Raw genomic sequence first — 23,720 nt, forward strand, 5'->3', positions numbered from 1 at the left:
GGGTCAACCCGCGAGGGTACGCAGGTAGGCGAGGTTGTCCCGGGTGCGCTCCGCCAGCGGTAGCGCCGTCGAGAAGTCTTCCACGGTCACCCAGCCGTCGTAACCGACCTCCCGCAGCGCGGTGAAGTACGCCCCGAGGTCGGCCTGCCCTTCGCGCAGCGGCGCCCAGTCCGCCGCCCATGCGGTCGACCCGTCAGCCCGAGTGCCGACCGGCCGCCAGGCGACGTTCTTGACGTGCACGTGCGCGAGGTACGGCCCGAGCAGCTCGAACGCCGCCCGGTGCTCCTCGTGCCCCTCGATGACGAGGTTGCCGACGTCGTGGATGACCGCTACGTGGCCCGGGTCCAACCCTTCGACCAGGCGCAGCGCGGCCGACGCGGACGCGGCGATGGTGCCGTGGTGGAGCTCGACCAGCGCCGTGACGCCGTGCGTCGCCGCCCGCTGCGCGGCCCACGCCAGGTCGTCCCGGGTCGTCGCGAACAGGTCCGGGTACGGCGCCATGCCCAGTTTGGGCATGGTCACCCGGACCCGACCGGCGCCGAGCGCCGCGGTCGCCGCCAGCACACGTTCGATGCCGTCGTGGTCACTGGCGGGCACGTACGCGCCGACGCCCGAGAAGTCGAGCCCGGCCGCTCGGGTGATCCGGGAGATCTCCGGCAGGCTCTCCTCCAGCCCGCGCAGCGGCCAGGTGGCCCGGTTGCCGGCCCAGAAGCCCGGCACCTCGGCGTCGTCCTGGTCGGTCACCCGCCACTCGACCCCGTCCCAGCCCTGCGCGGCCAGCTCCCGGGCGGCCTCCTCGGGCGTCCATTGTGGTGTGGAGGCGGTGAACACCGAGAACCGCATCAGGAGACCTCCGCGACCTTGACGGGGCGGCCGAGCGTGGCCGACAGGTACACCGCGTGCACGACCGCGACCGCGAGCAACCCGTCGCGCAGCCCGACCCCGGGTGGCCGCCCCCCGTCGATGGCGGCCACCACGTCGTCGTACTGGCGCAGATGGCCGAGTACGAAGCTGTCCGGCGGTTTCGGCGCCCCGCGCAGCTCACTGACCGGCACCGCGTCGGAGGCCCTGGCCGGCCCCGCACCGGCGTGCAGGTACTCGAGCTGGTCGTCGTGGATGACCGCTGAACCGTCGGTGCCGTGGAGCTGGAGCCGCACCCCGATGCCAGGACGGCCGGCGGTGGTGGCGTGCAGCGTGGCCAGCGCGCCGGACGCGAACCGCAGCGTCGCCACGGCGACGTCCTCCACCTCGATGTCCTCGTGCGCCAGCCGGGCTGTGTACGCGAACACCTCGACCGGCTCGCCGAGCAGCCACAGCAGCAGGTCGACGGTGTGCACGCCCTGGTTCATCAGCGCGCCACCGCCGTCCAGGGCCTGGGTGCCGCGCCAGGCGGCCGAGTCGTAGTAGGCCTGCGCCCGCCACCATGGCACGGACGCGACCGCGGAGGTGAGGCGACCGAGCCCGCCGCCGTGCGCAGCCGCGGCGACCGCGACGCTGGCCGGGTCGAACCGGTGCTGACTGACCACGGAGGCGACCAGCCCACGCGCGGCGAACTCGTCGGCGCGGTCGGCGAGCCGGCGGGCCGGTCCGACCGCGGCGTCGAGCGGCTTCTCGACGAGCACGTGCGCGCCGGCGGCCAGCGCCTGCTCGGCGAGCTCGGCGTGCAGCCCCGACGGCGTGCAGACGGTGACCAGCCCACCCGGGGTCAGCGCCTCGGCGAGGTCGGCGAACGGCTCGGCGCCGCCCGCGCGGGCCGCGAGTCGCTCCCTGGCGACCGGGTCGGTGTCGACGACCGCGGCGACGTGCAGTCGGGGATGCCGGAGCACGGCGTCAGCGTGGGTCTCGCCGATGATGCCGGCACCGACGACGGTGACGGGGATGGTGGTCATGCCGTCTGCACTCCGATCTCGTTGGTGAGTGCGGCGAACGCCCGGGCGGCCCGGCCGAACTCCGCCGGACCCGAGAACCCGCCGGTGGCACTCTGCATCGCGAGGTGCGGCTCCAGCGAGGCGAAACCGGCGTAGCCGTCGTCGCGCAGCGCGGTCAACGTCGCCCGCAACTCACCGTCGCCCTCGCCCGCCGGCACGACCTCGCCGGTCGCCGCGATCGCGTCCTTGACCTGGAGATATTCGAGGTGCGGCCGGAGCATCGCGTAGCCGTCGGTGAACGGGCGCACGCCGACTTGCACGAAGTTGGCGTTGTCCCAGGCGACCTTCAGCGCGGAGGAGCCGACCGACTCGACCAGATCGCGTACCCGGTCCGGTATGTCGCCGTAGATCTCCTTCTCGTTCTCGTGCACCAGCACGACGCCTTCCCGCTCGGCGACGGTGGCCCAGTCCCGCACGCGGCGCAGCACCTCGTCGCGGATGTCGCCGGCTTTAGTCCCTGGCGGGCGGTAGAACGAGAACAGCCGGATGTAGCGGCAGCCGAGCCGGTGCGCGGCCGCGATGGCCCGGCCCAGCCGGTCGAGCTCGCCGGCTGGGTCCTCGGTGATCAGCACCTTGCCGATCGGCGACGCGATCGCGGAAACCTCCATGTCGCGCTCGGCGAGCAGAGTCGCCACGCGGTCGAGCTGCTCCGAGGAAAGGTCGACCACGTTGACGTCCCAGGCGCTGCGCAGCTCCAGGTGCCGGGCGCCGAGGGCGGACAGCACCGCGAGCTGCACCACCGGGTCCGGGTCGATCTCGTCGCCGAAGCCGGACAGGTGCCACACCGTCACCGCACGCCTCCCGTGGTCAGGCCGGCCACCAGATATCGCTGGAACACAAGGTAGAGCGCCACCACCGGGACGGCGCAGACCAGCGCGGCCGCCATCAACTGCCCGTACACCGGAAGCGCCCCGCCTTCCTGGCTGGCGCCGAAGATCTGCAACTCGACCGCGGCGGTGCGGGTGTCCGGGTTGGTCAGCACGGAGGCGAACAGCACGTCGTTCCAGCCGAGCAGGAACGCGAACACCCCGCTGACCACCAGGCCGGGCCAGCTCAGCGGCGCGATCACCCGGGTCAGCACCCGCCACGGCGAGGCGCCGTCGACCCGGGCCGCCTCGTCGAGCTCCGGCGGCAGCTCACGCAGGTAGGTGACCATCACCCAGGTGGAGAACGGCAGGGCGAAGGTGAGGTACGTGATGAGCACCGCCCACCGGGTGCCGATGATGGTGACGCCCAGGGCCGTGGCGGCGCTGGCGAACAGCACGAACACCGGGAGCAGCAGCAGCGTGCCAGGGATGCTCTGCAACGCGAGCAGGGCGCGCAGCACGGCGATGCGGCCGCGGAAGGCATAGCGCACGAGCACGTACGCGGACAGCAGCGCGACGAACGCGCTCACCACGGCCACGGCACCCGCCACCAGCACGCTGTTGACGAGGCCCCGGCCGAGGTTCGTGGTCGACCAGATCTTGGCGTAGTTGTCGATGTGGAAGCCGTCGGGCCACAGCGCGCCGCGGGCCACCGCGAGGTCGGAGCTGACGCTCGCGAGCGCCATGTAGGCCAGCGGGCCGAGCACGACCAGCAGCAGCACGGTGAGCACGACCGCGCGCAGTGGCCCGGGCAGCAGGCGGGCGACCTCTTCGGAGCGTCTCATCGTCGCCCCAGTCCCGTGTCGAGCCGCACCGCGCGCAGGTAGACCGCCATCGGGATGGCCACCAGGATCAGCGAGACCACGGCCATCGCGACGCTGAGGCCGAACTCGAAGTTCTGGAAGCTCTCCACATAGGTCAGCACGGGCAGCACCTCCACGTCGTAGGGGCTGGGCACGCCGAAGAGCACGAACGGCAGCGTGAAGCTGTTGACGTTGTGCAGGAACGAGATAACGAGCGCGAGCGAGACCGGGCCGCGCAGCTGCGGGAGGATGACATGGCGCAGCTTGGCCCACCAGCCGGCGCCGTCGAGCGCGGCGGCCTCGTGCACGGTGGCGTCCAGCGACTGCAGGCCCGCGGCGGCCAGCAGGTAGACCAGCGGCCAGCCGGCCCAGAGCTGCACGATGACCAGCGCCCAGAAGCTGCGTGGACCGTTGAGCCACAGCCCGCTCGTGCCGAGCACCTCGTTGGCGACGCCGTCGGGCTGGAAGATGATGCGCCAGGTGCTGCCGACCACGAAGGCGGGCAGCACGTACGGGACGAGCAGCACCGAGCGGACCAGACCGCGGCCCTTGAACCGGTCCTGGGTCGCCACCGCCGCGGCCAGCCCGATCGGCAGGCAGCCGACCGTGACCAGCGCCGAGTAGCCGACGCTGAGGCCGATCGCGTGCACCAGGTGTGAGTCGCGGACCGCCTCGACGTAGTTGGCGAACCCGATGAAGTCGGCGCCGACCCACTCGCGGATCGAGTACTGGTCGAGGTCGAGCAGCGAGATGTAGAGGGCGAGGGCGAGCGGGACGAGGATGACCAGGAGGGTGAGCACACCACCCGGCAGGAACATCCAGAGTGGACGTCCCCGCCGGGTGGCGGTGCGGCGCGGCCGGGTCACTTCGCCTTGTCGAGCGCTTCTTGCGCGGTGCTCTGGGCCTGGCCGAGCAGGCCGGCCAGCTTGCCGTCGTCGACCTTTCCGGCGGACAGGTCGGGGATCGACTGGACGACGACGTTGGTCAGGGCGAGCTGCACCTGGCCCCAGCCGCCGGTGAAGGGCGTGTTCAGCGACTTGCCCGCGGACTCGACGATCGCCGCCAGGGCCGGGTCGCTGCCCAACGCGGTGGCGGCGGCCTGGTTGGTCGGCAGCTCACCGAACGTCTTGTAGTAGCTGGTCTGCGACTCCTCGCTGGTCAACTGCTTGAGCAGGGCGAGCGCGAGGTCCTTGTGCTTGCTGTATTTCGCGACCACCACGTTGTCGCCGGACAGGATGCTGGTCGCGGCCACGCCACCGGACGGGAGGCTGGTCGCGCCGGGCGGGATCGTCGGCATCACGGCGTACGCGTATTTCCCGGCGACCTTCGACTTGTCGAGGCTCACCTTGGAGCTCGCGGAGACCATCGGCAGGTACGCGGCCTTGCCCTCACCGAACGCGGCGATCGCCTGCGCGTTCTTCCAGCCGACGGCGGCCGGGTCGACCACCTTGTCGGTGGCCAGCCAGCCCAGGTAGGCCTGGTAGGCGGCCTTCGTGTTGGGCCCGTCGAGGGAGGCCTTGCCGTCCTTCACGACCGGGGTGCCGGCCTGCGTGGTCATCGCCCAGATGAACTTCCACGGGTCGAAGCCGTCGGCGTAGCCGACCGCCAGCCCGTACGCGCCGTCCTTGGTGAGCTGCTTGGCCTGGTCGCGCAGGCCGTCCCAACTGTCGGCCGGCTTGTCGATGCCGGCCGCGGTCAGCAGGTCCTTGTTGTAGGCCATCACGAACGGCCGGCTGGCGAACGGGATGCCGACCTCGTGCTCCTTGTCGGGCCCGGAGATGCCCAGCGTGGCCGGCAGGAACCGGTCCCGGCCGCCGACCTTGTCCCAGTCGTCCTTTGTCAGTTCGACGAACGCGCCGGTGGCGTACGCGGTCGGGGTGAAGGTCGTGCCGAGCGCGTAGATGTCCGGGCCCTGTCCGGCGACCACCGACGTCTGGATCTTCGTCAGCTCGTCGTTGGCGGACGCGAACGTCTCGAACCGTACGCTGGCGCCGGTCTCCGCCTTGAACTTGTCGGAGACCTCGGTGAACCACGCGCGTTGCTGCTCGGGGTAGATGTTGTTGACGCCCATGAGCATGGTGAGGGTGACACCGGAGTTGTCACCGGACGCTGTGTCGTCGTCGGAACCGCAGGCCGTCAGCGTCGAGCCCAGCAGGAGCGCGCCGGCCAACGCGGCGAGTTGTCGTCTGTTCATCGGAACTCCTCGGGGCGGCGAGGGAGTGGGGGTGATCGATGTTGTTTCCGGACGCTAGTCAGGCCCGTCCGGCGGTGACAACCGTTTGCCATGTGTTGCCATCGATGGTTGGCTGGCGCTCGTGGAGAGCGGACGCCGACGGCCGGTCACCATCGCCGACATCGCGGCGGCCACCGGCGTGGCCGTGTCGACGGTCTCGCGTGCCCTGTCCCGGCCGTCCAGGGTGAGCCCGGCGACCCGGGAGCGGATCCAGGCAGCGGCCCGCTCGATGGACTACGTGCCGCACCCACCGGCCCGGGCGCTGGCCTCCGGGCGCACCAGGACGGTCGCGCTGGTCGTCTCCGACGTCACCAACCCGTTCTACTTCGGCATGATCCGCGGCACCCAGCAGCAGTTGAAGGCCGCCGGTTACGCACACCTCTTGATCGACACCGAAGACTCGGCCGAGCACGAGATCGAGATGCTGCACACCATGCGGCGGTCTTTGGATGGCGCGATCCTCGGCGCCTCCCGGCTGCCGGCCCGGGCACTCGTGGCGTTGGCCGGCGAGATCCCCCTGGTGACCGTCAACCGCAACGTGCGCGGCGTGCCCAGCGTCGTGATCGACACTCCGGCGGGCATCGCGCAGGCGGTCGAGCACCTGGTCTCGCTCGGACACCGCGACATCGTGTACGTGTCGGGCCCGACCCAGTCGTGGTCCAACCAGGCGCGCTGGCAGGCGATGCGGGGAGCGCTGGAGCGGCACGGGCTGGGCGCTCAGCGGGTCGGCCCGTTCCCGTCCGGCCGGGGCTCCGGCACCGCGGCCGCCGACGCCGTGCTCAACAGCGGCGCCACCGCCTGCGTCGCGTTCAACGACCTGTTCGCGCTCGGCATGCTGACCCGGCTGCGCGAGCGCGGCGTGCGGGTGCCCGCCGACCTGAGCGTGGTGGGCTGCGACGACATCTTCGGCGCCGACTTCAGCAACCCGCCGCTGACGACGTTGACGGCACCGATCGAGCAGGCCGGCCGCATGGCGGTGTCGCTGCTGGTCGCCGGCCTGGACCACCGGGCGCCGCAGCCACAGCGCCGGACGGTGGTGCTGCCGACCTACCTGACCGTACGCGAGTCGACCGGGCCGTTGACCGATTAACTCTAGCTATATAGAGTTAACGCATGGTCCGCAGCCGACGCCCCTCCGCACAGACCACGGCCGTCGTCCTGGCGCTGGCTTCGGAGCCGTCCGCCTGGCGCTACGGCTACGAGCTCTGCCAGCAGCTCGACCTCAAGCCCGGTTCGCTCTACCCGATCCTGATGCGACTGACCGACCGCGGCCTGCTCGAGGCGACCTGGGAGACCAACGGCCCCGCCGGGCGGCCGCCGCGTCACCTCTACCGGTTGACCGGTTCGGGGAGGACGCTGGCCACCGAGCTCGCGGCAGCCCCGGCGCCTCCGTGGAGAGCCGGGTGGCAGGCGACATGATTCTTCTGCTCGCGTGGACGATCGCCTACGGGGTGGTGCTCACGCTGGTCGACGAGCGACCCGGGCCGGTCTCCGTCGTCGTGGGATGGGCCGTCGTGCCGCTGCTGTGGGTGGCGCTGTCCCAGCTCCGCTGGGCCGTCGGCCGGGTGTCCGTGACCGATCCAGCGACACGGTTGCTCTCCGCCGCGGTGGCGGCGCTGCCGACCGGTCGGCGGGGGTGGGGCCGGGCGATGCTCGCCGAGCTTGCCTCGCTGGAGGGGCGAGCGGCCCGCTGGCGGTTCGCGCTGAGCTGTGTCCGGGCCACCCTGTCGCTGCCACCGGCGGGCGGGTGGCCGGTGCCCACGGCGGTGGTCGCTCTGGCGGTGGCCGCGGTCGCGGCGGTCGGGCGCGCGGCGATGCCCGGGCTGACGGTGTTCGCGATGACGTTCACGGGGCTGGTCGGCGCGCTCGCGGCGACGGCGGTCGCCCGCTCACACCGGCCCCGGCTCGCGGTGCCCGCGGTCGTTGTGACGCTCGGCGTGGCGGCGGCGATCGCCGCGACCGTGTACTTCCTGCGCCACGAGCCCGCCACCCACCTTGCGGCGCCGGCTGCGGTGGCCCTCGCGGTCGCGCTGGCAGGCTGCCTGTTCGTCGCGCTCGCCGGCCCACGCTCATCCCACCTCGGCGCCGGCGCGGGGGTCGTGTTCGCGGCGTGGTTCCTCCTGTCGAACCGCTCCGGTGAGCCGCCGGCGGTCCTCGTGCCCCTGCTGGGCGCGGTGCTGGTGTTGGTGCCGATGGCCGCCTTCTTCGTCCCGGCCTTCGTGGCCGGCCGCTCCGGCCGCTCGTTCCGGCCGGGCCTGCGGGCGGCAATGTGGACGGTGGCCGTCGCGATGCCGCTCACCTACGCGGTCTGGCTGCCGGAAGCGCTGCGCCGCCACGCGATCGACGGCCGAACCCTCGACGGCGAGCTACTAGCCCCGGCCAGCGCGAACCTGGCCGACGCCCTGGCCTTCTGCCTAGCCATCTTCCCGATCTTCGGCCTCGCACTCGGGCTGGCCGGAGCCGCCCTCGGCGCCCGCAACGCGCCGGCGGTGCGTCGGTAAGTTCGCCGTCGGCGTTGGCCACGCGCCGGCAGGGTCACGGTGAGTTCGTCGTCGGCGCGGTCGGGGTGCCCCCATCGTCCCGTCCGCGCCGACGCCGCCGCAACAAGGACGACCCCCCGTCGTCCTGTGCGGGTGTCAGCCTGCCAGCGGGGCGGGGTCGGGCTCATGAGCCCGGGTACTCAGTGAGCGCCGCGTAGCCAGTCGGCCGCCCTGCGCACCAGGGCGACGTGCCCCGGCGAGGCGTAGGAGCGCAGGTCGTGCCCGAACGCGTCATAGACCACCCGGCCGCCGCCGACCTCGCGCGCCCAGACGGCGGGTCCGCTGGCGTGCACGTACACCGGCGTTAGGTCGTCGACCAGGTCCAGGTCGGTGTAGCGCTCGTCGATGACCTCGAAGTCGCCCAGGCCGTCGGCGATCGGGTGGGCGACCTCGGTGCGCCGGACCAGGTTCGGCTCGATGTCCGGATGGAACGTGCGGCCGTGCTCCCAGACCGCTCCGATCGTCGCGCGCCAGGTCGGGTCGCCGGGGAACGCGACCGTCGCGCTGTGCATCGCGAGCAGCCCGCCGCCGCCGGCCAGGAAGTCCGCCACGGTGGCGGCGAACACGGCGTCCTCCGGCACGGGCTCGAGCCGGTACGCGGTCGCGTTGACGACGAGCAGGCGGGCTCCGGCCAGCGCCGTCTTGAGCTGGTCGACCTCGGTGACGACCGTCACTGAGCCGGGCGGGCCGAGCAGATCGGCCAGCGCGGCACTGGTCGCCGGCAGGTCGTGCCAGGGATCGGCGTGGTCACCCTGGCCGCTGAAGATGACGGTGTCACTGCGCATGAGAGGCCTGATTTCGATGATTGGCGAAACGTCGAAGCCAAGGCTAGCATGAGGCGATGCGCGCCCTGCACCATCCAGATCTCGCCTCGATCGAGCTCGCCACGCTGCTCGCGGCGCTCTCCGATCCGGTGCGGCTGAGTGTCGTGCGCCAACTGGCGTCCTCCGGCGGGGTGGTGTGCGGCAAGTTCGACGCGCTCTCCGAGGTGAGCATGTCGACGCTCTCGCACCATCTCAAGGTGCTCCGCGAGGCGGGCGTCCTGCGGGTCACGCCGAGCGGCAGCTTCCGCCTCCACGAGCTACGCGCGGCCGAGGTCGACGCCCGCTTCCCCGGCGTGCTTCCCGCCGTCACCGCCAACCTCGACGTCCGGGTGCCGGCCTGACGCTCTCGCTCAGCCCCGACGAGGTGCCGACCACGACCCGTCCCGAGCGCTCGGCGAAGGTCCCAGTCGCCCATGCGGTCGGCACGGACTTCAGGCCCGGTCCGCCGGCTGAGGCTGAGGCGTTCGTGCACTGGGACCGCTGGCAGCGGTTCGGCCCAAGGAGACACCGGTGAGCAGCGCGGCGAAGCCGAAGAGCAACGCGATGACGGTCAGTGCCCGCAGCACGGTGATCTGGTCGCCGAGCAGGCCGAGCAGTGGGGGACCGGCGAGGAACGCGCAGTAGCCGATGGTGGCGACCACGCTGACCCGACCGGCCGCCCGGTCCGGGTCCTCGGCAGCGGCGGTCATCCCCACCGGGAATCCGAGCGCGGCGCCCAGGCCCCACAGCAGCGCACCGGCCAGGGCCAGCGGCAGCACCGGCGCGAACACGAACAGGGCGGTGCCGGCCAGACCCAGGACGGCGAGGACTCGCAGCACGGGGACCTTGCCGTAGCGGTGTAACAACCACGGGCCGCACCAACGGCCGATGGTCATCGCGGTGAGGAAGGCCGCGAAGGCCAGCGTGCCGATGGCCGGCGCCGCGCCGTGGCCGTCGACCGAGGCGATCACGATCCAGTCGTTGCCGGCGCCCTCGGCCAGGGTGAAGGCGAGCACGAACAGTCCGATCAGGATGGTGCGCGGCTCGCGCCACGCGCCGAACCCGGTCCGCGCGGCCGGTGCGCCCGGTTCGCGGCCGTCCGGGAGGAAGCGGCGGGCGTAGCCGGGCACGACCGTGGCGACCAGCACGGCGATGGCGGTGAGGTGGATGGCGACCGGCACCTTCAGGGCGACCATCGCGGCGCCGACCAGCGCGCCCACGACCGTGCCGACCGAGAAGCCGGCGTGCAGGCGGGACATGATCGTCCGGTCCAGGTGCCGCTCGACGTTCGTGCCCTGGAGGTTCATCGCGACGTCCCAGGCACCGGTGCCGACGCCGAGCACGAACAGCCCGACCACGACCGGAGCGACGCCGACCAGCGCGCCGAACGCGGCGGTCGCGAGGCCGACGGCGAACAGCACGGCGCTGACCTGGACGACCCGCCGGGAGCCGAACCGGGCCACGACCGAGCCCGACAGGATCAGCGCGAGCACCGAACCGGCGGAGCCGGACAGCAGGGTCAGACCCAGCCCGGCGGGGTCGAGGTGGAGTTGGTCGCGGATCTGGGGGATCCGGGCGAACAGGCTCGCGAACGCCAGGCCCGACGCGCCGAACGCCGCGAACGTGGCGACTGTCGCGCGGCGGACCGCCGGGTCCGGAGTCACCTGAGCCGGCCGTCCGCCGCGTCCCACGCGGTGGCATCGGCGCGCGGCTCGAAGCGGTGCAGCTCGTGCGTCTCGCGGACCAGCTTGCGCAGCGCGGCCAGGTCGCCTCGCACGGCGCCGGCCGCGCGGGCCTGCACCAGCACGTTGCCGACCGCGGTGGCCTCCACCGGACCGGCCAGCACCGGCAGGCCGCAGGCGTCGGCGGTGAGTTGGCAGAGCAGCGCGTTGCGGGCGCCGCCACCGACCAGATGCACCACGGCGATGTCCCGCCCGGACAGCTCGGCGGCCGCCCGCACGGCCCGGCGGTGGGCCAGGGCGAGACTGTCCATGATGCACCGAAGCACAGCCGGCCGGGTCGACGGTGGCGCCTGCCCGGTGCGCCGGCAGTACGCGGCGATCCGCTCGGGCATTCCGCCCGGCGGCAGGAAGACGGGGTCGTCGGCGTCGACGACGGCGCCGAACGCCGGTGAAGCCTCGGCCGCGCGCAGCAACGGCTCGAGGTCGGGGTCGCCCCACTCCCGCAGGCACTCCTGGAGCAGCCAGAGGCCCATCACGTTGCGCAGGTACCGGATCGTCCCGTCGACGCCGCCCTCGTTGGTGAAGTTGGCCAACCGGCTCGCCTCGGTGAGCACCGGCGCGTCGAGCTCGACGCCGACCAGGGACCAGGTGCCGCAGGAGATGTACGCGAAGTCCGTGCCGTCGGCCGGCACCCCGACCACCGCCGACGCGGTGTCGTGCGAGCCGACCGCGACGACCTCGGTGGGGTAGGGGAGTCCGGCGTCGGCCCGCACCTGGCCGATTCGGTCGCCCGGCCGGCGCAGCGGCGGGAACAGCCCGGCGGGCAGGCCGGCGTCGGCGATCAGCTCCGTGGCCCAGGCGCGCGTGCGGACGTCGTACAACTGGGTGGTCGAGGCGTTGGTCTCCTCGGCGCCGAGCTCGCCGGTCAGCCAGTACGCGATCAGGTCCGGGATCAGCAGCAGGTGCCGGGCGGCCGCGAGCTGCGGAGTGCCGGCCGACGCGACGAGTTGGTAGAGCGTGTTGAACGGAAGCTGCTGAAGCCCGGTGGTGGCGTAGAGCCGTTGCTCGCCGAGGCGTTCCGCGGTCGCCCGCCAGCCGTCGGTGCGGGCGTCGCGGTAGTGCACGGGGTTGCCGAGCAGCGCACCGGTCGCGTCGACCAGGCCGTAGTCGACCGCCCACGAGTCGATGCCGACGCTGTCGACGGGGCCGGCGGCGCGTAGGCCCGCCAGGACACCGGCGTGCAGCGCCAGCACGTCCCAGTGCAGCGTGCCGGCCGCGCGTACCGGCTGGTTGGGGAACCGGTGCGCGGTCGTCAGGTCCAGCCGTCCGGCGCCCACCCGGCCGACCACGACGCGCCCGCTGGACGCGCCGAGGTCGACCGCGGCGAACGCGTTCACCGCAGGAACGCCGCGGGGACGCCGGCGTCGACGGGGATGTGCACGCCGGTGGTGTGGGACAGGTCGCCGGCGGTGAGGGCGAAGACGGCGTTGGCGACGTTCTCCGGCAGCACTTCTTGTTTGAGGAGGGTGCGTTGGGCGTAGTAGGTGCCGAGGTCTTCTTCTTTGACGCCGTAGACGGCGGCGCGTTTGGCTCCCCAGCCGCCGGAGAAGATGCCGGAGCCGCGTACGACACCGTCGGGGTTGATGCCGTTGACCCGGATGCCGTGCCCACCGAGCTCGGCGGCCAGGAGGCGGACCTGGTGGGCCTGGTCGGCTTTGGCGGCGCCGTAGGCGACGTTGTTGGGTCCGGCGAAGACGGAGTTCTTGGAGGAGATGTAGATGATGTCGCCGCCCATGTTCTGGGCGACGAGGATCCGGGCGGCTTCGCGGGAGACGAGGAAGGAGCCGCGGGCCATGACGCCGTGTTGGAGGTCCCAGTCGCCGTCGGTCGTCTCGAGCAGGGGCTTGGAGATGGACAGGCCGGCGTTGTTGACGACCAGGTCCACGCCACCGAACGCGATCGCCGCTTCCCGGAGGGCGGTGACGATGGCCGCGGTGTCGGTGACGTCGGCCGTGACCGGGATCGCGACGTCGGTGCCGCCGATCTCGGCCGCTACGCGCGCGGCGGCGGTGCCGTCACGGTCGGCCACGACGACGCAGGCGCCTTCGGCGGCGACGCGGTGGGCGATGGCACGGCCGATGCCGGAGCCGCCGCCGGTCACGAACGCGACCCGGGTCGCTAAGGGCTTCGGCTTGGGCATGCGCTGGAGCTTGGCTTCTTCGAGGGCCCAGTACTCGATGCGGAACTTCTCGGCCTCGTCGATGGGTGCGTAGCGGGAGACGGCTTCGGCGCCGCGCATCACGTTGATGGCGTTGACGTAGAACTCGCCGGCGACCCGCGCGGTCTGCTTGTTGGCGCCGAACGAGAACATTCCGACGCCGGGTACGAGGACGATGGCCGGGTCGGCGCCACGCATCGCCGGCGAGTCGGCGTTGGCGTGCCGCTCGTAGTAGGCGCGGTAGTCGTCCCGATATGCCGTGTGGAGCTCCTGGAGCCGGGCGACGACGGTCTCCAACGGTGCGTCCGGCGCCAGGTCGAGGACCAGTGGGCGGACCTTGGTGCGCAGGAAGTGGTCGGGGCAGGACGTGCCCAGGGCGGCCAGCCGCGGGTGCTCCGCGCGCGCGAGGAAGTCGAGGACCACGTCCGCGTCGGTGAAGTGGCCGACCATCCGGCGGTCGGTGGACGCCAGGCCGCGGATGACGGGGGCCAGCGCGGCGGCCCGCTCCCGGCGGGCGTCCTCGGGAAGCGACTCATGGACCACAGGGCCGAACGGCTCGGGCCGGCCGTGCTCGGCGATGTAGGCGGCCGCGGTGCGGATGATGTCGAGGGCGTTGGCCTCGCACTCGTCGCTGGTCGCGCCCCACGCGGTGATGCCGTGCCCGCCGAGGATCACGCCGATCGCGGCCGGGTTGGCGCGCTTGACCGCGGCGATGTCCAGGCCGAGCTGGAAGCCGGGCCGGCGCCACGGCACCCACAGGACCCGGTCGCCGAAGATCTCCTTGGTCAGCGCCGGCCCGTCGGCCGCGGTCGCGAGGGCGATCCCGGAGTCGGGGTGCAGGTGGTCGACGTGTGCGACGTCGACCAGGCCGTGCATCGCGGTGTCGATCGACGGCGCCGCACCACCACGCCCGTGCAGGCAGTAGTCGAACGCGGCGACCATCTCGTCCTCACGCTCGACGCCCGGGTAGACGTCGACCAGCGCCCGCAGCCGATCCAGCCGCAGCACCGCCAACCCGGAAGCCGTCAACGTGCCCAGATCGCCGCCGGAGCCCTTGACCCACAACAGTTCCACGTCGCCGCCGGTCACCGGATCGGTGTCGGTGCCCTTCGCGGACGTGTTCCCGCCCGCGTAGTTCGTGTTGCGGGGGTCGGCGCCGAGCCGGTTCGACCGCGCGATCAACTCTTCGACAGCGGACACGCTCAGGCTCCCCATCCGGCGGCGTTGCCACCGACACGCTCGGCTTTGACGGTCTCGTAGTAGCCGGACCGCTTGTAGGCGCCGACCGGATCGGAGTCCAGGCCCAGGTCCGCGCGCAGGTCGCGCAGCAGCGGCCGGACGTCGGTGTGATAGGCGTCCATCAACACGTCGTTGGCTTCGAGCACGTCACCATTCTGCTGTGCGGCGGCGAGCGCGTCAGCATCCACGAGCAGTGCTTTGGCGGTCGCTTCCTGCACGTTCATCACCGAGCGGATGACGGCCTGGATCTTCGGTTCGAGGTTGTGGCACTGGTCGAGCATGAATGCGATGCCCGCCTCCGGCTTGAGCACGTCGGCGCTCACGATCTCGCACATGATCCGGAAGAGCTGGAACGGGTCGGCCGCGCCGACCATCAGGTCGTCGTCGGCGTAGAAGCGGGAGTTGAAGTCGAACCCGCCGAGCTTGCCGGCCCGCAGCAGGATCGCGACGATGAACTCGATGTTCGTACCCGGTGCGTGGTGTCCGGTGTCGATGACCACCTGTGCCTTGTCGCCCAGGGTCAGGCAATGCGCGTACGCGGTGCCCCAGTCCGGCACGTCGGTGACGTAGAACGCCGGCTCGAAGAACTTGTACTCCAGCAGCATCCGCTGGTCGTCGCCGAGCCGGTCGTAGACGGCGGCCAGCGCTTCGGAGAGCCGGTCCTGCCGGTTCCGGATGCTGTCCTGGCCCGGGTAGTTGGTGCCGTCGGAGAACCACAGCTTGAGGTCGCGGGACCCGGTGGCGTCCATGATGTCCACACACTCGACCAGATGCGCGAGGGCCTTGGCGCGGATGCGGGCGTCAGGGTTGGTGACGGAGCCGAGCTTGTAGTCGTCGTCCTGGAAGACGTTGGAGTTGATCGCCCCCAGCCCGACGCCGCGCTCCTTGGCAAAGGCGGCCAGGGCGGCGTAGTCGTCGACCTTGTCCCACGGGATGTGCAGCGCCACGGTCGGCGCGACACCCGTGAAGCGGTGCACGGTGGCGGCGTCGGAGATCTTCTCGAACGGGTCCCGCGGCACACCTTCCTGGGCGAACACCTTGAACCGCGTGCCGGAGTTCCCGAACGCCCACGAGGCCGTCTCGACTCGCTGATCGCGCAACGCCGCCAGCACGCGGCTGCGGGTGGACGGGGCAAGCTCGGTCATGTTCGGTCCTCCGTGCGCGGCCTCTTTGTGAAACGTTTCATGGAACGAATCGAAGATATCCGTCCCCGCACGGGGGAGTCAAGGTATGAGACGTTTCAGAAGGTCGCGTACGCTGATCCACCATGGCGGCGAGCATCAAGGAGGTCGCGCAGCGGGCTGGCGTGTCGCTCGGCACGGTGAGCAACGTGCTCAACCGCCCCGACATCGTGTCACCGCAGACCCGCAAGCGCGTGCAGGAAGCGATCGAAGAGCTCGGCTTCGTCCGCAACGACTCGGCCCGGCAGCTCCGCGCCGGCCGCAGCCGCACGGTGGCGATCGTCGTCCTCGATGTGTCGAACCCGTTCTTCACCGACGTGGTCCGCGGCGCGGAGTCGATCGTCGAAGGAGCCGGCGGCATGGTGGTCGTCTGCAACAGCGGCGGCGACGCGGCCCGCGAACACCGGCACCTGGACGTCCTGGAGGAGCAACGGGTCCAGGGCATCCTGGTCACCCCGGTCAGCGACGGCAAGCAGCCCCGGCTGGACCGCATTGTCACGCGCGGCATCCCGGTGGTCCTGGTCGACCGCGGCGCCGGCCTGGCCAACCAGTGCTCGGTGGCGGTCGACGACGTCCTCGGCGGCCGCATCGCGGCGGAGCACCTGGCCGAGCGCGGTCACCGCCGGATCGCCTTCGTCGGCGGCCCGATGGCCCTGCGCCAGGTCACCGACCGACGCACCGGCGCCGAGGCGGCCCTGGCGGAGCAGGGGCTGCCGGCCCCGCTGGTGGTCGAGACCCCGATGCTCTCGGTCTCCGCCGGCCGCCAGGCCGCCGACGAGATCGTCGGGCTACCCACGACCCGCCGCCCGACGGCCATCTTCTGCGCCAACGACCTGGTCGCGCTGGGGGTGCTCCAGGCGCTGACGGCACACGGGCTGCGGGTGCCGGACGACATCGCCCTGGTGGGCTACGACGACATCGAGTTCGCGGCGGGCGCGGCCGTGCCGCTCTCGTCGGTGCGCCAGCCCCGGGAGCAGCTCGGCCGCACCGCCGCGCAGCTCCTCCTGGAGGAGTCCACGGACCCGGAACACCACGAACACCGCCACGTCGTCTTCCAGCCGGAGCTAGCCGTTCGTCAATCCAGCGAACGCAAACGCCGCCGAACCCGATAACCAAGCTTTCTTACTCGGGTCCGCGGTGGTCCGGACCGTTCCTCCCGCGAGGGACCGCTGCGCTGCGCTCCGCTCGCCAGGCCCGTCGTGGGACCTCCCGATGTGGTCACGCCCGTGGTAGGCCCGCTCTCGCGGGCCGTACATGCGAAAGCATGTCGCCACATGCTTTCGCATGTACACGCCCAGGACGGGCACATCGTCGGCGCGCGACGTCGACGGGACACTGATTGCAACGCTGGAACAACGCGCCCGGGCCGGCCCGCGCGAGCTGTCGCCGGCCTCGGTCGCGGCAGGCGAGAACTCCGCTGCCTATGTGGTCTCTTCGCGCCGGCCGACGCAGTCGAACTCCCAGAAGGCGCTGGAGTAGACGAACGTCCCCGTCATCCAGGGCTCGTAGGCGGACAGCTTCAGAACCTGGAAGGCCGCGTCCGGGATCCGCAGCGAGGGCTTGCGGAAGCCGTGGTCGACGGCCGGGGTGAAGCCCGCGCGCGAGTAGTAGGCCGGGTCGCCCTCCAGGAACACCAGCGGGACGCCGCGCTCGTCGAGCCGCCGCAGACCCTCGTGGATCAGGGCGGAGCCGACCCCGCGGCGTTGCCACCGCGGCGCTACCGAGAGCGGGCTCAGCGAGCGCACAGGGACAAGGCGCTGCGGCGCGTCGACCAGCCCTCGGCTGAACATGACGTGCCCGACGACCTCGTCCGCCTCCTCGCACACGAGCGACAGCACGTCCGGGTCGTCGCGCCGCAGCGCACCGACGAGCAGAGCCACGGTGTCGCCGTGCGCACCTCCAAAGGCGGTGCGGACAACGGAAGCTATGGCGTCGTGGTCACGCACCTGCTCGACACGAAGAGGCATGGCGCGCAACCTAACGACGAGCATCACAGGCTGCCAACCGAATTAACCCACGAGATTCAGCCTTTGATCGCTCCGCTCGTCATACCCGCGACGATCCTGCGGTTGAAGAACAGGAACATGACCAGCGGGGGGATGGTGATCAGGAGGATGTTCATGAAGAGCAGGTTGTACTGGGACGTGAACTGGCTCGAGAAGTTGTAGAGGGTTAGCTGGACCGTGGCGTTCTGGTCGCCGGGCAGGAAGTACAGCGGGTTCACGAAGTCGTTGAAGACCGTGACCGACTGGACCACGATGACCGTGATCGCTACCGAGCGCAGCAGCGGGAAGATGACCCGGAAGAACAGGCGGAACGGGGACGCGCCGTCGATGATGGCGGCCTCGTCGAGCTCTCGGGGGATCGTCGCGATGAAGGCGCGGAAGAGCAGGATCGCGAACGAGATGCCGAACGCCACCTCGACCAGGATCAGGCCCGGCATGGTGCGGAACAGCCCGAGCTTTTGCAGGACCCAGATGGTGGGTACGACCGCCGGCGGGATGATCAGGCCCGACAGCACCAGGAAGTTGATCAGGATGTTCCACTTCGACTTCCGGCGCTGCCACACATAGGCGACCATCGCGGCCAGCACCACCATGATGGCCACGCTCGCGACCGTCAGGATCGTGCTGTTGATGAACGCGATGATGAGCATGTAGTCGCGGGCCCGGACCACGTCCACGAAGTTCTGGACCACCTGGAAGTTCTCCGGCCAAGAGAAGTCCAGCAGTGCCGCCTGTTGCCGGTCTTTGACCGCGGTCAGCACGATGAACGCGAACGGCACCAGGAAGACCACAATGGACACCGGGATCGCGACGATGCTGAGCCAGTAGTTGCGCCGAGGACGCCGACGGGCAGCGGTCACAGCTCGACCTCCTTGCGCGACAGGAACCAGTACAGCGGCAGGATGATGGCCGTCACGACCAGGAATAGGATCACGTTGCCGGCGGTGGACAGGCCGTAGAACCCCGCCTGGTACTGCTTGTAGATGACCGACGCGATCACGTCCGACGTGAAGCCTGGGCCGCCCCGCGTCATCGCCCAGATCAGGTCGAACGAGCGCAGGCCGCCGATCAGCGACAGGATGACCACCGTGACGGTGGCCGGGCGGGCCAGCGGCAGCACTATCTTGAAGAAGCTGGCCGTCGCGCTGGCGCCGTCGACGCGGGCCGCCTCGAAGTACTCCTGCGGGATCGAGACGATGCCCGCGATGAAGATGAGCGTCGCTAAGCCCACGCCCTTCCAGACGTCGACCAGAGCCACCGAGAGCAGCGCGTACGAAGGGTCGGTCAGCCAGCCCGGGCCCTGGACACCGATGGCCGCAAGCGACTCGTTGATCAGGCCGCGTTCCGGGTTCATCAGCACCGTGAAGGTCAGCCCCACGCCGATGGTGCTGACCAGCACGGGGAAGAAGACGACCGAGCGCAGGTAGCCCCGGCCGATGATCTGCGAGGTCAGCAACACGGCCAGGAGCAGGCCGAGTACGACCTTCAGGCTGGACGTGACCACCGCGTAGACCAGGGTGTGGGTCAGGCCCGAGACCAGCGCCGGCTCGCGGAAGAAGTTGACGAAGTTCTCGAAGCCGATGAAGTGCGAGTCGAAGATCGTCCAGCGGGTCAGGCTGAAGTAGAACGACGCGAACGTCGGCACCAGGAAGAGCACGCCGTAGATGAGCGCGGCGGGCAGATAGAACCAGGAGGGGTACGGGCTGCGTTTGCGCTTGCGTCGCGCCGGCAGCTCGGTCCCTTCTCCGTGGTGCGCGCGTTGAGCCTCGATCGTCGTCATCGCACGGCCTCTCGTCGCGGACGCCGCGCGATCACAGGGGATCGCGCGGCGTCACATCCCTACCAGCCCGGCAGACCGAGCTGTTGGGCCTGCTTCTCGACGTCCCGGTCGTACAGCGCGGCACCGTCCGGTGCCTTGCGGATGCCGGAACCCACCTCGACGCAGATCTGCTCGAGCGACGGACCCTTCACCGGGGAGAGGAACTCCAGCGCCAGGCTGGACCCACCCGGCTTGTCGATGTAGGGCTGCATGTCCTTGATCGACTGTGGCACGTCGGCCGGCAGGTCACAACCCTCGACCGCGAACGGGCCGGTCGGCGGGGTGGCCTTGGCCTGCGAGGTGCAGCCGTCGGGGCTGGCGATGAAGGCGAGCAGCTTCTTGGCCGCGTCGAGCTTGGCGCCGCTCGTCGAGGTCGGGATGTAGGCGCCGGCGGGTGCCCACACGGTCAGGCCGTTGGACGCCGCGTCGTCGCCGGGGAGCGCGAACAGACCGATGTCGTTGACCTTGTCCGCGTTGTTGATCGCGATGTTGGCGATGGCCGCCGTCAGCATCGGGTAGTGCGCGCCCTCGCCGAGGGCGAGCATCCGCTGGCCGTCCTCGTACTTGGCCGAGGCGAAGTCCTTGTTGAGGTAGCCGGCGTCGTGCACGTCCTGGAGGTGCTGGAAGCCCTCCAGCGCCGCCGGGGTCGTCGCGTACTTGGCCTGGTTCTTCGTGTACTTGTCGGCCCAGCCCGGGTCGGCCGCCGAGATGTTGTGGAAGTCGCCGAGGATGAACAGTTGCGAGGTCCAGGTCTCCTGGTACGTCTGGATGACCGGCGCGACCTTGCCGTCCGCCTTGATCTTCGCGTTGTTGGCCATGAACTCGGACCAGGTCTTGGGCACCTGCAGGCCCAGCCGCTCGTACACCTTGCGGTTGTAGAGGACCGCGCCGCCCATGAAGGTGCCGAACGGGGAGCCGTAGAGCTTGCCGCCCGCGCTCACCGTGGTCTTGAAGTTCTCGTCGAGTTGGCCGGCGTAGGACTGGTCGTCGAGGGAGACCAGGTTCTGCTCGGGCTTGAGGGCCTGGAACAGCGATCCGGAGTTGTAGAAGAAGACGTCGCTCATGTCGCCGGTGGACAGCCGGGTCTTGACGATGTTGTCACCCTCGGTGCCCTGCGGCCGGGTCTCGACCTTGACGGTGATGTCCGGGTTCTTCGCGGTGAAGTCCTTGACGACCTGCTCGGCCGTCTTGACGGTCGCTTCCGCGTTGTCAACCAGGAGCGAGATGGCGGTCTTGCCGCCTTCCTCGCTGGAGCCGAGGCTCCCGGCACTGCACGCGGTGAGCGCGACGGCGCTGACCACGGCGGCCGCGCACGCCAGCAGGCGCCGCGGCGGGACGTCGAACATGGCCTACCTCCGAGAGGGGTGTATGAATCGTTTCAGTTGAAGTAACCAGACATTAACGGGAGCATCCATCGCGGTCAACCCCCTCGTGTGCTAAGCCAGCAGCGCGGCCAACCGGTCACGGAACGCCTCGGCCCGGGGTGCGAGCCCGGCCGGTGCGAGCGCCTCCGCGACCTCGATCGCGGGCGCGTCCAGATAGGGCAACGTGCGGCCGGCCGCGTCCCGGTCGTCGCCCGTGACCTCGAACTCCGCCGCCAGTGCCAGGACCGCCGCCCAGGTGGGCTCGTGGTCGAGCACGTCACGGACCGTCGGGTCACCAGCCAGTTCCTGATCGCGGGGGTACGGGTCGGCGCACTCGAACTCGTGACTGCCGTGCCCGACCTCGACCGGGTCGCTGCCGTCCGGCAGGTGGACGGTCGCCCTGCTGCCCACCGGCAGCCGCACGGTCAGCGTGAACCGGCCGTCCGCCCTCTGCCATCCCACCGCCGCCTCGCCGTACGGCGTGAGATGCCGGGCGGCGGCCGAGCTCAGCACGGGACCGGGCAGCGGCCGCACGGTGATCTTCCGGTAGCCCGGCGCGGCCGGTGCCAGACCGGCGACCGCGCGGTGCAGCCAGTCCGCCACCGCACCCAGGGCGTAGTGGTTGAAGGAGGTCATCTCGCCCGGGTTGATCCGACCGTCCGGCAGCATGCTGTCCCAGCGCTCCCAGACCGTCGTCGCGTCCATCGTGACCGCGTAGAGCCACGACGGCACGCCGGTCTGCATGAGCAGCCGGTGCGCGACGTCGACCGCGCCGGCCGAGGTCAGCGCGTCCGCGATCAGCGGGGTGCCGACGAAACCGGTGCTGATCCGGAAGCCGGAGGTACGCACCAGGTCGGCCAGCCGCCGGCCGGCACCGGCCCGCTCCCGCTCGCCGGGCAGCAGCGCCCACTCCAACGCCAGCGCGTACACGGTCGGCGCGTCGCTGATCACCCGGCCGCCGGCGGTGACGTACTCGCGGGCGAACGCCTCCCGGGTCCGCGCGGCCAGGTCGGCGTAGTGCTGTTCGGTGTCGTGGTCACCCAGCACGGCGGCGGCCCACGCGACGAGCTCGGCCGAGCGGGCCAGGTGCGCGGTGGCGATGACGTCGGGGTCGGCCTTCGCGGCGGCCGGCGCCTCCGGTGGTGCGGTCGGGTCGAGCCAGTCGCCGAACTGGAAGCCGCCCGTCCACAGGCAGTCCTTGCCGGCCAGCCCGGCGAGCCGGTCGACCCAGGCGCGCATGCTGGGGAACTGCTTCTCGAGCACGCCGGCGTCGCCGGTGCGCTGGTAGATCACCCAGGGCACGATCGTCGCGGCGTCACCCCAGGCCGCCGCCGCCGGGCGTTCGGTGCGCAGCACGTCCGGGATCACGAACGGCACCGAGCCGTCCGGGTACTGCTCAGCGGCGAGGTCGGCGAGCCAGTTCGTGAGGAAGCCGGCCGCGTCGAAGAGGAACGTCGCCGTCGGCGCGAACACCTGGATGTCGCCGGTCCAGCCGAGCCGCTCGTCGCGCTGCGGGCAGTCGGTCGGCACGTCCAGGAAGTTGCCCCGGGCGCTCCACACCACGTTGTCGTGGAACCGGTTGAGCAGCGGGTGCGACGACTCGAACCAGCCGGTCCGGCGCAGGTCGGTGCCGACGACGACGGCCTCGATGTCGGTCGCTTCGAGCGAGTCGACGCCGCTGATTTCCGCGTAGCGGAAGCCGTGGAACGTGAACACCGGCTCCAGGGTCACCTCGTCGGGGCCGGCGAGGACGTACGTGTCGGTCGCCTTGGCGGTCTTGAGCGGGCGCACGCCGAGCTCGCCGTTCTCCAACACCTCGGCGTGGCGGATCGTCACCTCTTTGCCGGCCCCCAGGTCGCGGACCCGCAGGCGGACCCAGCCGACCAGGTTCTGACCGAAATCGACCAGGGTACGACCGGACGGCGAGGTGGAGACGGCGACCGCCGGCAGCACCTCGGTGACCCGCACCGGCGGGCCCTCGGGCGCGACCAGCCGGCCGAGGTCGGCGTCGAGCACGTCGACCGCGTCGGTGGTGTCCGCCGGGCGGGCGGGTCGGCGCAGGTCGGTGCGCTGGCCGTCGTAGTTGTCGTTGGCCAGCACGTCCGTCTCGCCGGCCGTCCAGCTCTCGTCAGTGGCGAGGGTGTGCGTCCGGCCGTCCGCGGTGGTCACCTCGAGCTGGGCCAGCAGGGCCAGGCGCTCGCCGTAGAGCGCACGGCCGCCGCGCCAGCCGAGCCGCCCGCGGAACCAGCCGTTGCCGAGCGCCACGTCGAGCGTGTTGGCACCGCTCTTCAGCAGACCCGTGACGTCGTACGCGCGATAGCGCAGCCGGTGCGGGTAGCTCGTCCAGCCGGGTGCCAGCTCGTCGTCGCCGACCCGCTGCCCGTTGAGCTCCGCGCGGTGCAGTCCGTGGCTGGTCACGTAGAGCCGGGCCCTGGTGATCTCGCCGGGCACGTCGAGGCGCCCGCGCAGCAGCGGCGCGGGCTGGTCGGGGGCGCCCAGGGTGCGCGGGCTGACGAACCGGGCGGTCCAGTCGCCCTGGTCGAAGAGCCCGCCCTCGGCGTGGGCGGCCGGGCTCCAGTCGGTCCACTCGCCGGCGGTGTCGCGGACCCGGACCCGGACCGTGACCCGCTGCCGGGACGCGATCGGGGCCGCGGGCCACGGCACGAGAACCTGCTCGGGGGAGTCGACCAGGTGGGTCTGCGGCGAGTCACCGTCGACGGTGGTCTCGAGCTCGTAGGCGACGGCCGCGAACTCCGCCGGCGCCTCGGGGATCTGCCAGGACAGGCTCGGGGTCCGGCTCGGCACGGCGAGGACGGTGCCGTCGTCGGTCCGGTGTGCGAAGCGGACGGGGGTGGGTGCGGCAGTGCGGACCATGGGGGCTCCCAGTGGCTCTGTGAATCGATTCAAGCCTCTCATCTTCCAGCCCTCGCGCTCGGGTCGTCAACCCCTCACTTTTCGCGAGGCCCGGGGTTGACCCATCGACCGCTGTGCTCCTAACCTGGCGGGCGGTTGAATCGTTCAAAGCCCCATCCGTCCTC

General features: G+C 71.2%; 21 protein-coding genes. 5 read left to right on the top strand and 16 right to left on the bottom strand.

All coding sequences use genetic code 11. The features are described from left to right. Positions 1–3: 3 nt before the first annotated feature. The 6 genes from BLV39_RS35670 to BLV39_RS35695 are packed head-to-tail and all read right to left on the bottom strand — an operon-like array spanning position 4 to position 5,791. Positions 4–843 (bottom strand): sugar phosphate isomerase/epimerase family protein, encoded by an 840-nt coding sequence (locus BLV39_RS35670; protein ID WP_090802135.1) that lies wholly within the window; start codon positions 841–843, stop codon positions 4–6. Then, positions 843–1,889 carry a Gfo/Idh/MocA family protein gene (locus tag BLV39_RS35675; protein ID WP_090802138.1) on the bottom strand — a complete coding sequence of 349 codons (1,047 nt, stop codon included), beginning with the start codon at positions 1,887–1,889 and terminating at the stop codon, positions 843–845. Before BLV39_RS35675 ends, BLV39_RS35670 begins: the two co-directional genes overlap by 1 nt. Further along, on the bottom strand, positions 1,886–2,719 hold the full coding sequence (locus BLV39_RS35680; RefSeq protein WP_090802142.1) for a sugar phosphate isomerase/epimerase family protein: 834 nt from the start codon (positions 2,717–2,719) through the stop codon (positions 1,886–1,888). Before BLV39_RS35680 ends, BLV39_RS35675 begins: the two co-directional genes overlap by 4 nt. After that, a complete protein-coding gene (locus BLV39_RS35685; protein ID WP_090802146.1) occupies positions 2,716–3,579 on the bottom strand; it encodes a carbohydrate ABC transporter permease in 864 nt (287 codons plus the stop codon). The genes BLV39_RS35680 and BLV39_RS35685 overlap by 4 nt, the downstream gene beginning before the upstream one ends. Beyond that, entirely contained in the window at positions 3,576–4,463 is an 888-nt protein-coding gene (locus BLV39_RS35690; RefSeq protein ID WP_239083515.1) for a carbohydrate ABC transporter permease, read from the bottom strand. Before BLV39_RS35690 ends, BLV39_RS35685 begins: the two co-directional genes overlap by 4 nt. Further along, on the bottom strand, positions 4,460–5,791 hold the full coding sequence (locus BLV39_RS35695) for a sugar ABC transporter substrate-binding protein (protein WP_090802151.1): 1,332 nt from the start codon (positions 5,789–5,791) through the stop codon (positions 4,460–4,462). The genes BLV39_RS35690 and BLV39_RS35695 overlap by 4 nt, the downstream gene beginning before the upstream one ends. Before the next feature lie 121 nt (positions 5,792–5,912). Here BLV39_RS35695 and BLV39_RS35700 point away from each other — a divergent pair, with 121 nt between their 5' ends. The 3 genes from BLV39_RS35700 to BLV39_RS35710 are packed head-to-tail and all read left to right on the top strand — an operon-like array spanning position 5,913 to position 8,331. After that, complete coding sequence (locus BLV39_RS35700) at positions 5,913–6,920, top strand: LacI family DNA-binding transcriptional regulator (protein WP_204082685.1); 1,008 nt, start codon at positions 5,913–5,915, stop codon at positions 6,918–6,920. 23 nt (positions 6,921–6,943) lie between these two features. Beyond that, a complete protein-coding gene (locus tag BLV39_RS35705) occupies positions 6,944–7,249 on the top strand; it encodes a PadR family transcriptional regulator (protein ID WP_090802153.1) in 306 nt (101 codons plus the stop codon). Continuing rightward, positions 7,246–8,331 (top strand): hypothetical protein, encoded by a 1,086-nt coding sequence (locus BLV39_RS35710; RefSeq protein WP_143050031.1) that lies wholly within the window; start codon positions 7,246–7,248, stop codon positions 8,329–8,331. Before BLV39_RS35705 ends, BLV39_RS35710 begins: the two co-directional genes overlap by 4 nt. Before the next feature lie 179 nt (positions 8,332–8,510). Here BLV39_RS35710 and BLV39_RS35715 read toward each other — a convergent pair whose 3' ends face one another. Continuing rightward, positions 8,511–9,155, bottom strand: a complete 645-nt coding sequence (locus tag BLV39_RS35715) for a ThuA domain-containing protein (RefSeq protein WP_090802159.1) — start codon at positions 9,153–9,155, stop codon at positions 8,511–8,513. A gap of 56 nt (positions 9,156–9,211) precedes the next feature. Here BLV39_RS35715 and BLV39_RS35720 point away from each other — a divergent pair, with 56 nt between their 5' ends. Continuing rightward, on the top strand, positions 9,212–9,535 hold the full coding sequence (locus BLV39_RS35720; protein WP_090802161.1) for an ArsR/SmtB family transcription factor: 324 nt from the start codon (positions 9,212–9,214) through the stop codon (positions 9,533–9,535). A gap of 90 nt (positions 9,536–9,625) precedes the next feature. On the opposite strand, the gene BLV39_RS35725 is transcribed toward BLV39_RS35720, so the two are convergent. The 4 genes from BLV39_RS35725 to rhaI are packed head-to-tail and all read right to left on the bottom strand — an operon-like array spanning position 9,626 to position 15,457. Then, positions 9,626–10,837 carry an MFS transporter gene (locus BLV39_RS35725; RefSeq protein WP_090802876.1) on the bottom strand — a complete coding sequence of 404 codons (1,212 nt, stop codon included), beginning with the start codon at positions 10,835–10,837 and terminating at the stop codon, positions 9,626–9,628. Continuing rightward, positions 10,834–12,252, bottom strand: a complete 1,419-nt coding sequence (locus tag BLV39_RS35730; protein WP_090802164.1) for a rhamnulokinase — start codon at positions 12,250–12,252, stop codon at positions 10,834–10,836. Before BLV39_RS35730 ends, BLV39_RS35725 begins: the two co-directional genes overlap by 4 nt. Further along, positions 12,249–14,273 (bottom strand): bifunctional aldolase/short-chain dehydrogenase, encoded by a 2,025-nt coding sequence (locus BLV39_RS35735; RefSeq protein ID WP_239083514.1) that lies wholly within the window; start codon positions 14,271–14,273, stop codon positions 12,249–12,251. Before BLV39_RS35735 ends, BLV39_RS35730 begins: the two co-directional genes overlap by 4 nt. Before the next feature lie 2 nt (positions 14,274–14,275). Beyond that, positions 14,276–15,457, bottom strand: a complete 1,182-nt coding sequence (gene rhaI / locus BLV39_RS35740) for an L-rhamnose isomerase (protein WP_090802168.1) — start codon at positions 15,455–15,457, stop codon at positions 14,276–14,278. 122 nt (positions 15,458–15,579) lie between these two features. Between rhaI and BLV39_RS35745 the strand changes: the two genes are divergently transcribed. Beyond that, on the top strand, positions 15,580–16,605 hold the full coding sequence (locus tag BLV39_RS35745) for a LacI family DNA-binding transcriptional regulator (RefSeq protein ID WP_090802171.1): 1,026 nt from the start codon (positions 15,580–15,582) through the stop codon (positions 16,603–16,605). A 309-nt stretch (positions 16,606–16,914) separates the two neighbouring features. Here BLV39_RS35745 and BLV39_RS35750 read toward each other — a convergent pair whose 3' ends face one another. From BLV39_RS35750 to BLV39_RS35770, 5 genes are all read right to left on the bottom strand, one after another. After that, complete coding sequence (locus tag BLV39_RS35750) at positions 16,915–17,460, bottom strand: GNAT family N-acetyltransferase (RefSeq protein WP_090802174.1); 546 nt, start codon at positions 17,458–17,460, stop codon at positions 16,915–16,917. Positions 17,461–17,516: 56 nt separating this feature from the next. Continuing rightward, positions 17,517–18,359, bottom strand: a complete 843-nt coding sequence (locus tag BLV39_RS35755; RefSeq protein ID WP_090802177.1) for a carbohydrate ABC transporter permease — start codon at positions 18,357–18,359, stop codon at positions 17,517–17,519. Continuing rightward, positions 18,356–19,279 carry a carbohydrate ABC transporter permease gene (locus BLV39_RS35760; protein WP_090802180.1) on the bottom strand — a complete coding sequence of 308 codons (924 nt, stop codon included), beginning with the start codon at positions 19,277–19,279 and terminating at the stop codon, positions 18,356–18,358. Before BLV39_RS35760 ends, BLV39_RS35755 begins: the two co-directional genes overlap by 4 nt. Positions 19,280–19,338: 59 nt before the next feature. After that, positions 19,339–20,664 carry an ABC transporter substrate-binding protein gene (locus BLV39_RS35765; protein WP_090802182.1) on the bottom strand — a complete coding sequence of 442 codons (1,326 nt, stop codon included), beginning with the start codon at positions 20,662–20,664 and terminating at the stop codon, positions 19,339–19,341. 90 nt (positions 20,665–20,754) lie between these two features. Continuing rightward, complete coding sequence (locus tag BLV39_RS35770; protein WP_090802186.1) at positions 20,755–23,556, bottom strand: family 78 glycoside hydrolase catalytic domain; 2,802 nt, start codon at positions 23,554–23,556, stop codon at positions 20,755–20,757. Positions 23,557–23,720 lie beyond the last annotated feature (164 nt).

The organism is Asanoa ishikariensis (assembly GCF_900107455.1).
GTDB lineage: Bacteria > Actinomycetota > Actinomycetes > Mycobacteriales > Micromonosporaceae > Asanoa > Asanoa ishikariensis.

What these genes read in the sequence shown, in the direction of transcription:
- BLV39_RS35675 (WP_090802138.1), bottom strand. Translation starts at nt 1,889, where the DNA reads ATGACCACCATCCCCGTCACCGTCGTCGGTGCCGGCATCATCGGCGAG.
- BLV39_RS35760 (WP_090802180.1), bottom strand. Translation starts at nt 19,279, where the DNA reads ATGACGACGATCGAGGCTCAACGCGCGCACCACGGAGAAGGGACCGAG.
- BLV39_RS35745 (WP_090802171.1), top strand. Translation starts at nt 15,580, where the DNA reads ATGGCGGCGAGCATCAAGGAGGTCGCGCAGCGGGCTGGCGTGTCGCTC.
- BLV39_RS35770 (WP_090802186.1), bottom strand. Translation starts at nt 23,556, where the DNA reads ATGGTCCGCACTGCCGCACCCACCCCCGTCCGCTTCGCACACCGGACC.
- BLV39_RS35685 (WP_090802146.1), bottom strand. Translation starts at nt 3,579, where the DNA reads ATGAGACGCTCCGAAGAGGTCGCCCGCCTGCTGCCCGGGCCACTGCGC.
- BLV39_RS35750 (WP_090802174.1), bottom strand. Translation starts at nt 17,460, where the DNA reads ATGCCTCTTCGTGTCGAGCAGGTGCGTGACCACGACGCCATAGCTTCC.
- BLV39_RS35695 (WP_090802151.1), bottom strand. Translation starts at nt 5,791, where the DNA reads ATGAACAGACGACAACTCGCCGCGTTGGCCGGCGCGCTCCTGCTGGGC.
- BLV39_RS35710 (WP_143050031.1), top strand. Translation starts at nt 7,246, where the DNA reads ATGATTCTTCTGCTCGCGTGGACGATCGCCTACGGGGTGGTGCTCACG.
- BLV39_RS35670 (WP_090802135.1), bottom strand. Translation starts at nt 843, where the DNA reads ATGCGGTTCTCGGTGTTCACCGCCTCCACACCACAATGGACGCCCGAG.
- BLV39_RS35715 (WP_090802159.1), bottom strand. Translation starts at nt 9,155, where the DNA reads ATGCGCAGTGACACCGTCATCTTCAGCGGCCAGGGTGACCACGCCGAT.
- BLV39_RS35705 (WP_090802153.1), top strand. Translation starts at nt 6,944, where the DNA reads ATGGTCCGCAGCCGACGCCCCTCCGCACAGACCACGGCCGTCGTCCTG.
- BLV39_RS35720 (WP_090802161.1), top strand. Translation starts at nt 9,212, where the DNA reads ATGCGCGCCCTGCACCATCCAGATCTCGCCTCGATCGAGCTCGCCACG.
- rhaI (WP_090802168.1), bottom strand. Translation starts at nt 15,457, where the DNA reads ATGACCGAGCTTGCCCCGTCCACCCGCAGCCGCGTGCTGGCGGCGTTG.
- BLV39_RS35765 (WP_090802182.1), bottom strand. Translation starts at nt 20,664, where the DNA reads ATGTTCGACGTCCCGCCGCGGCGCCTGCTGGCGTGCGCGGCCGCCGTG.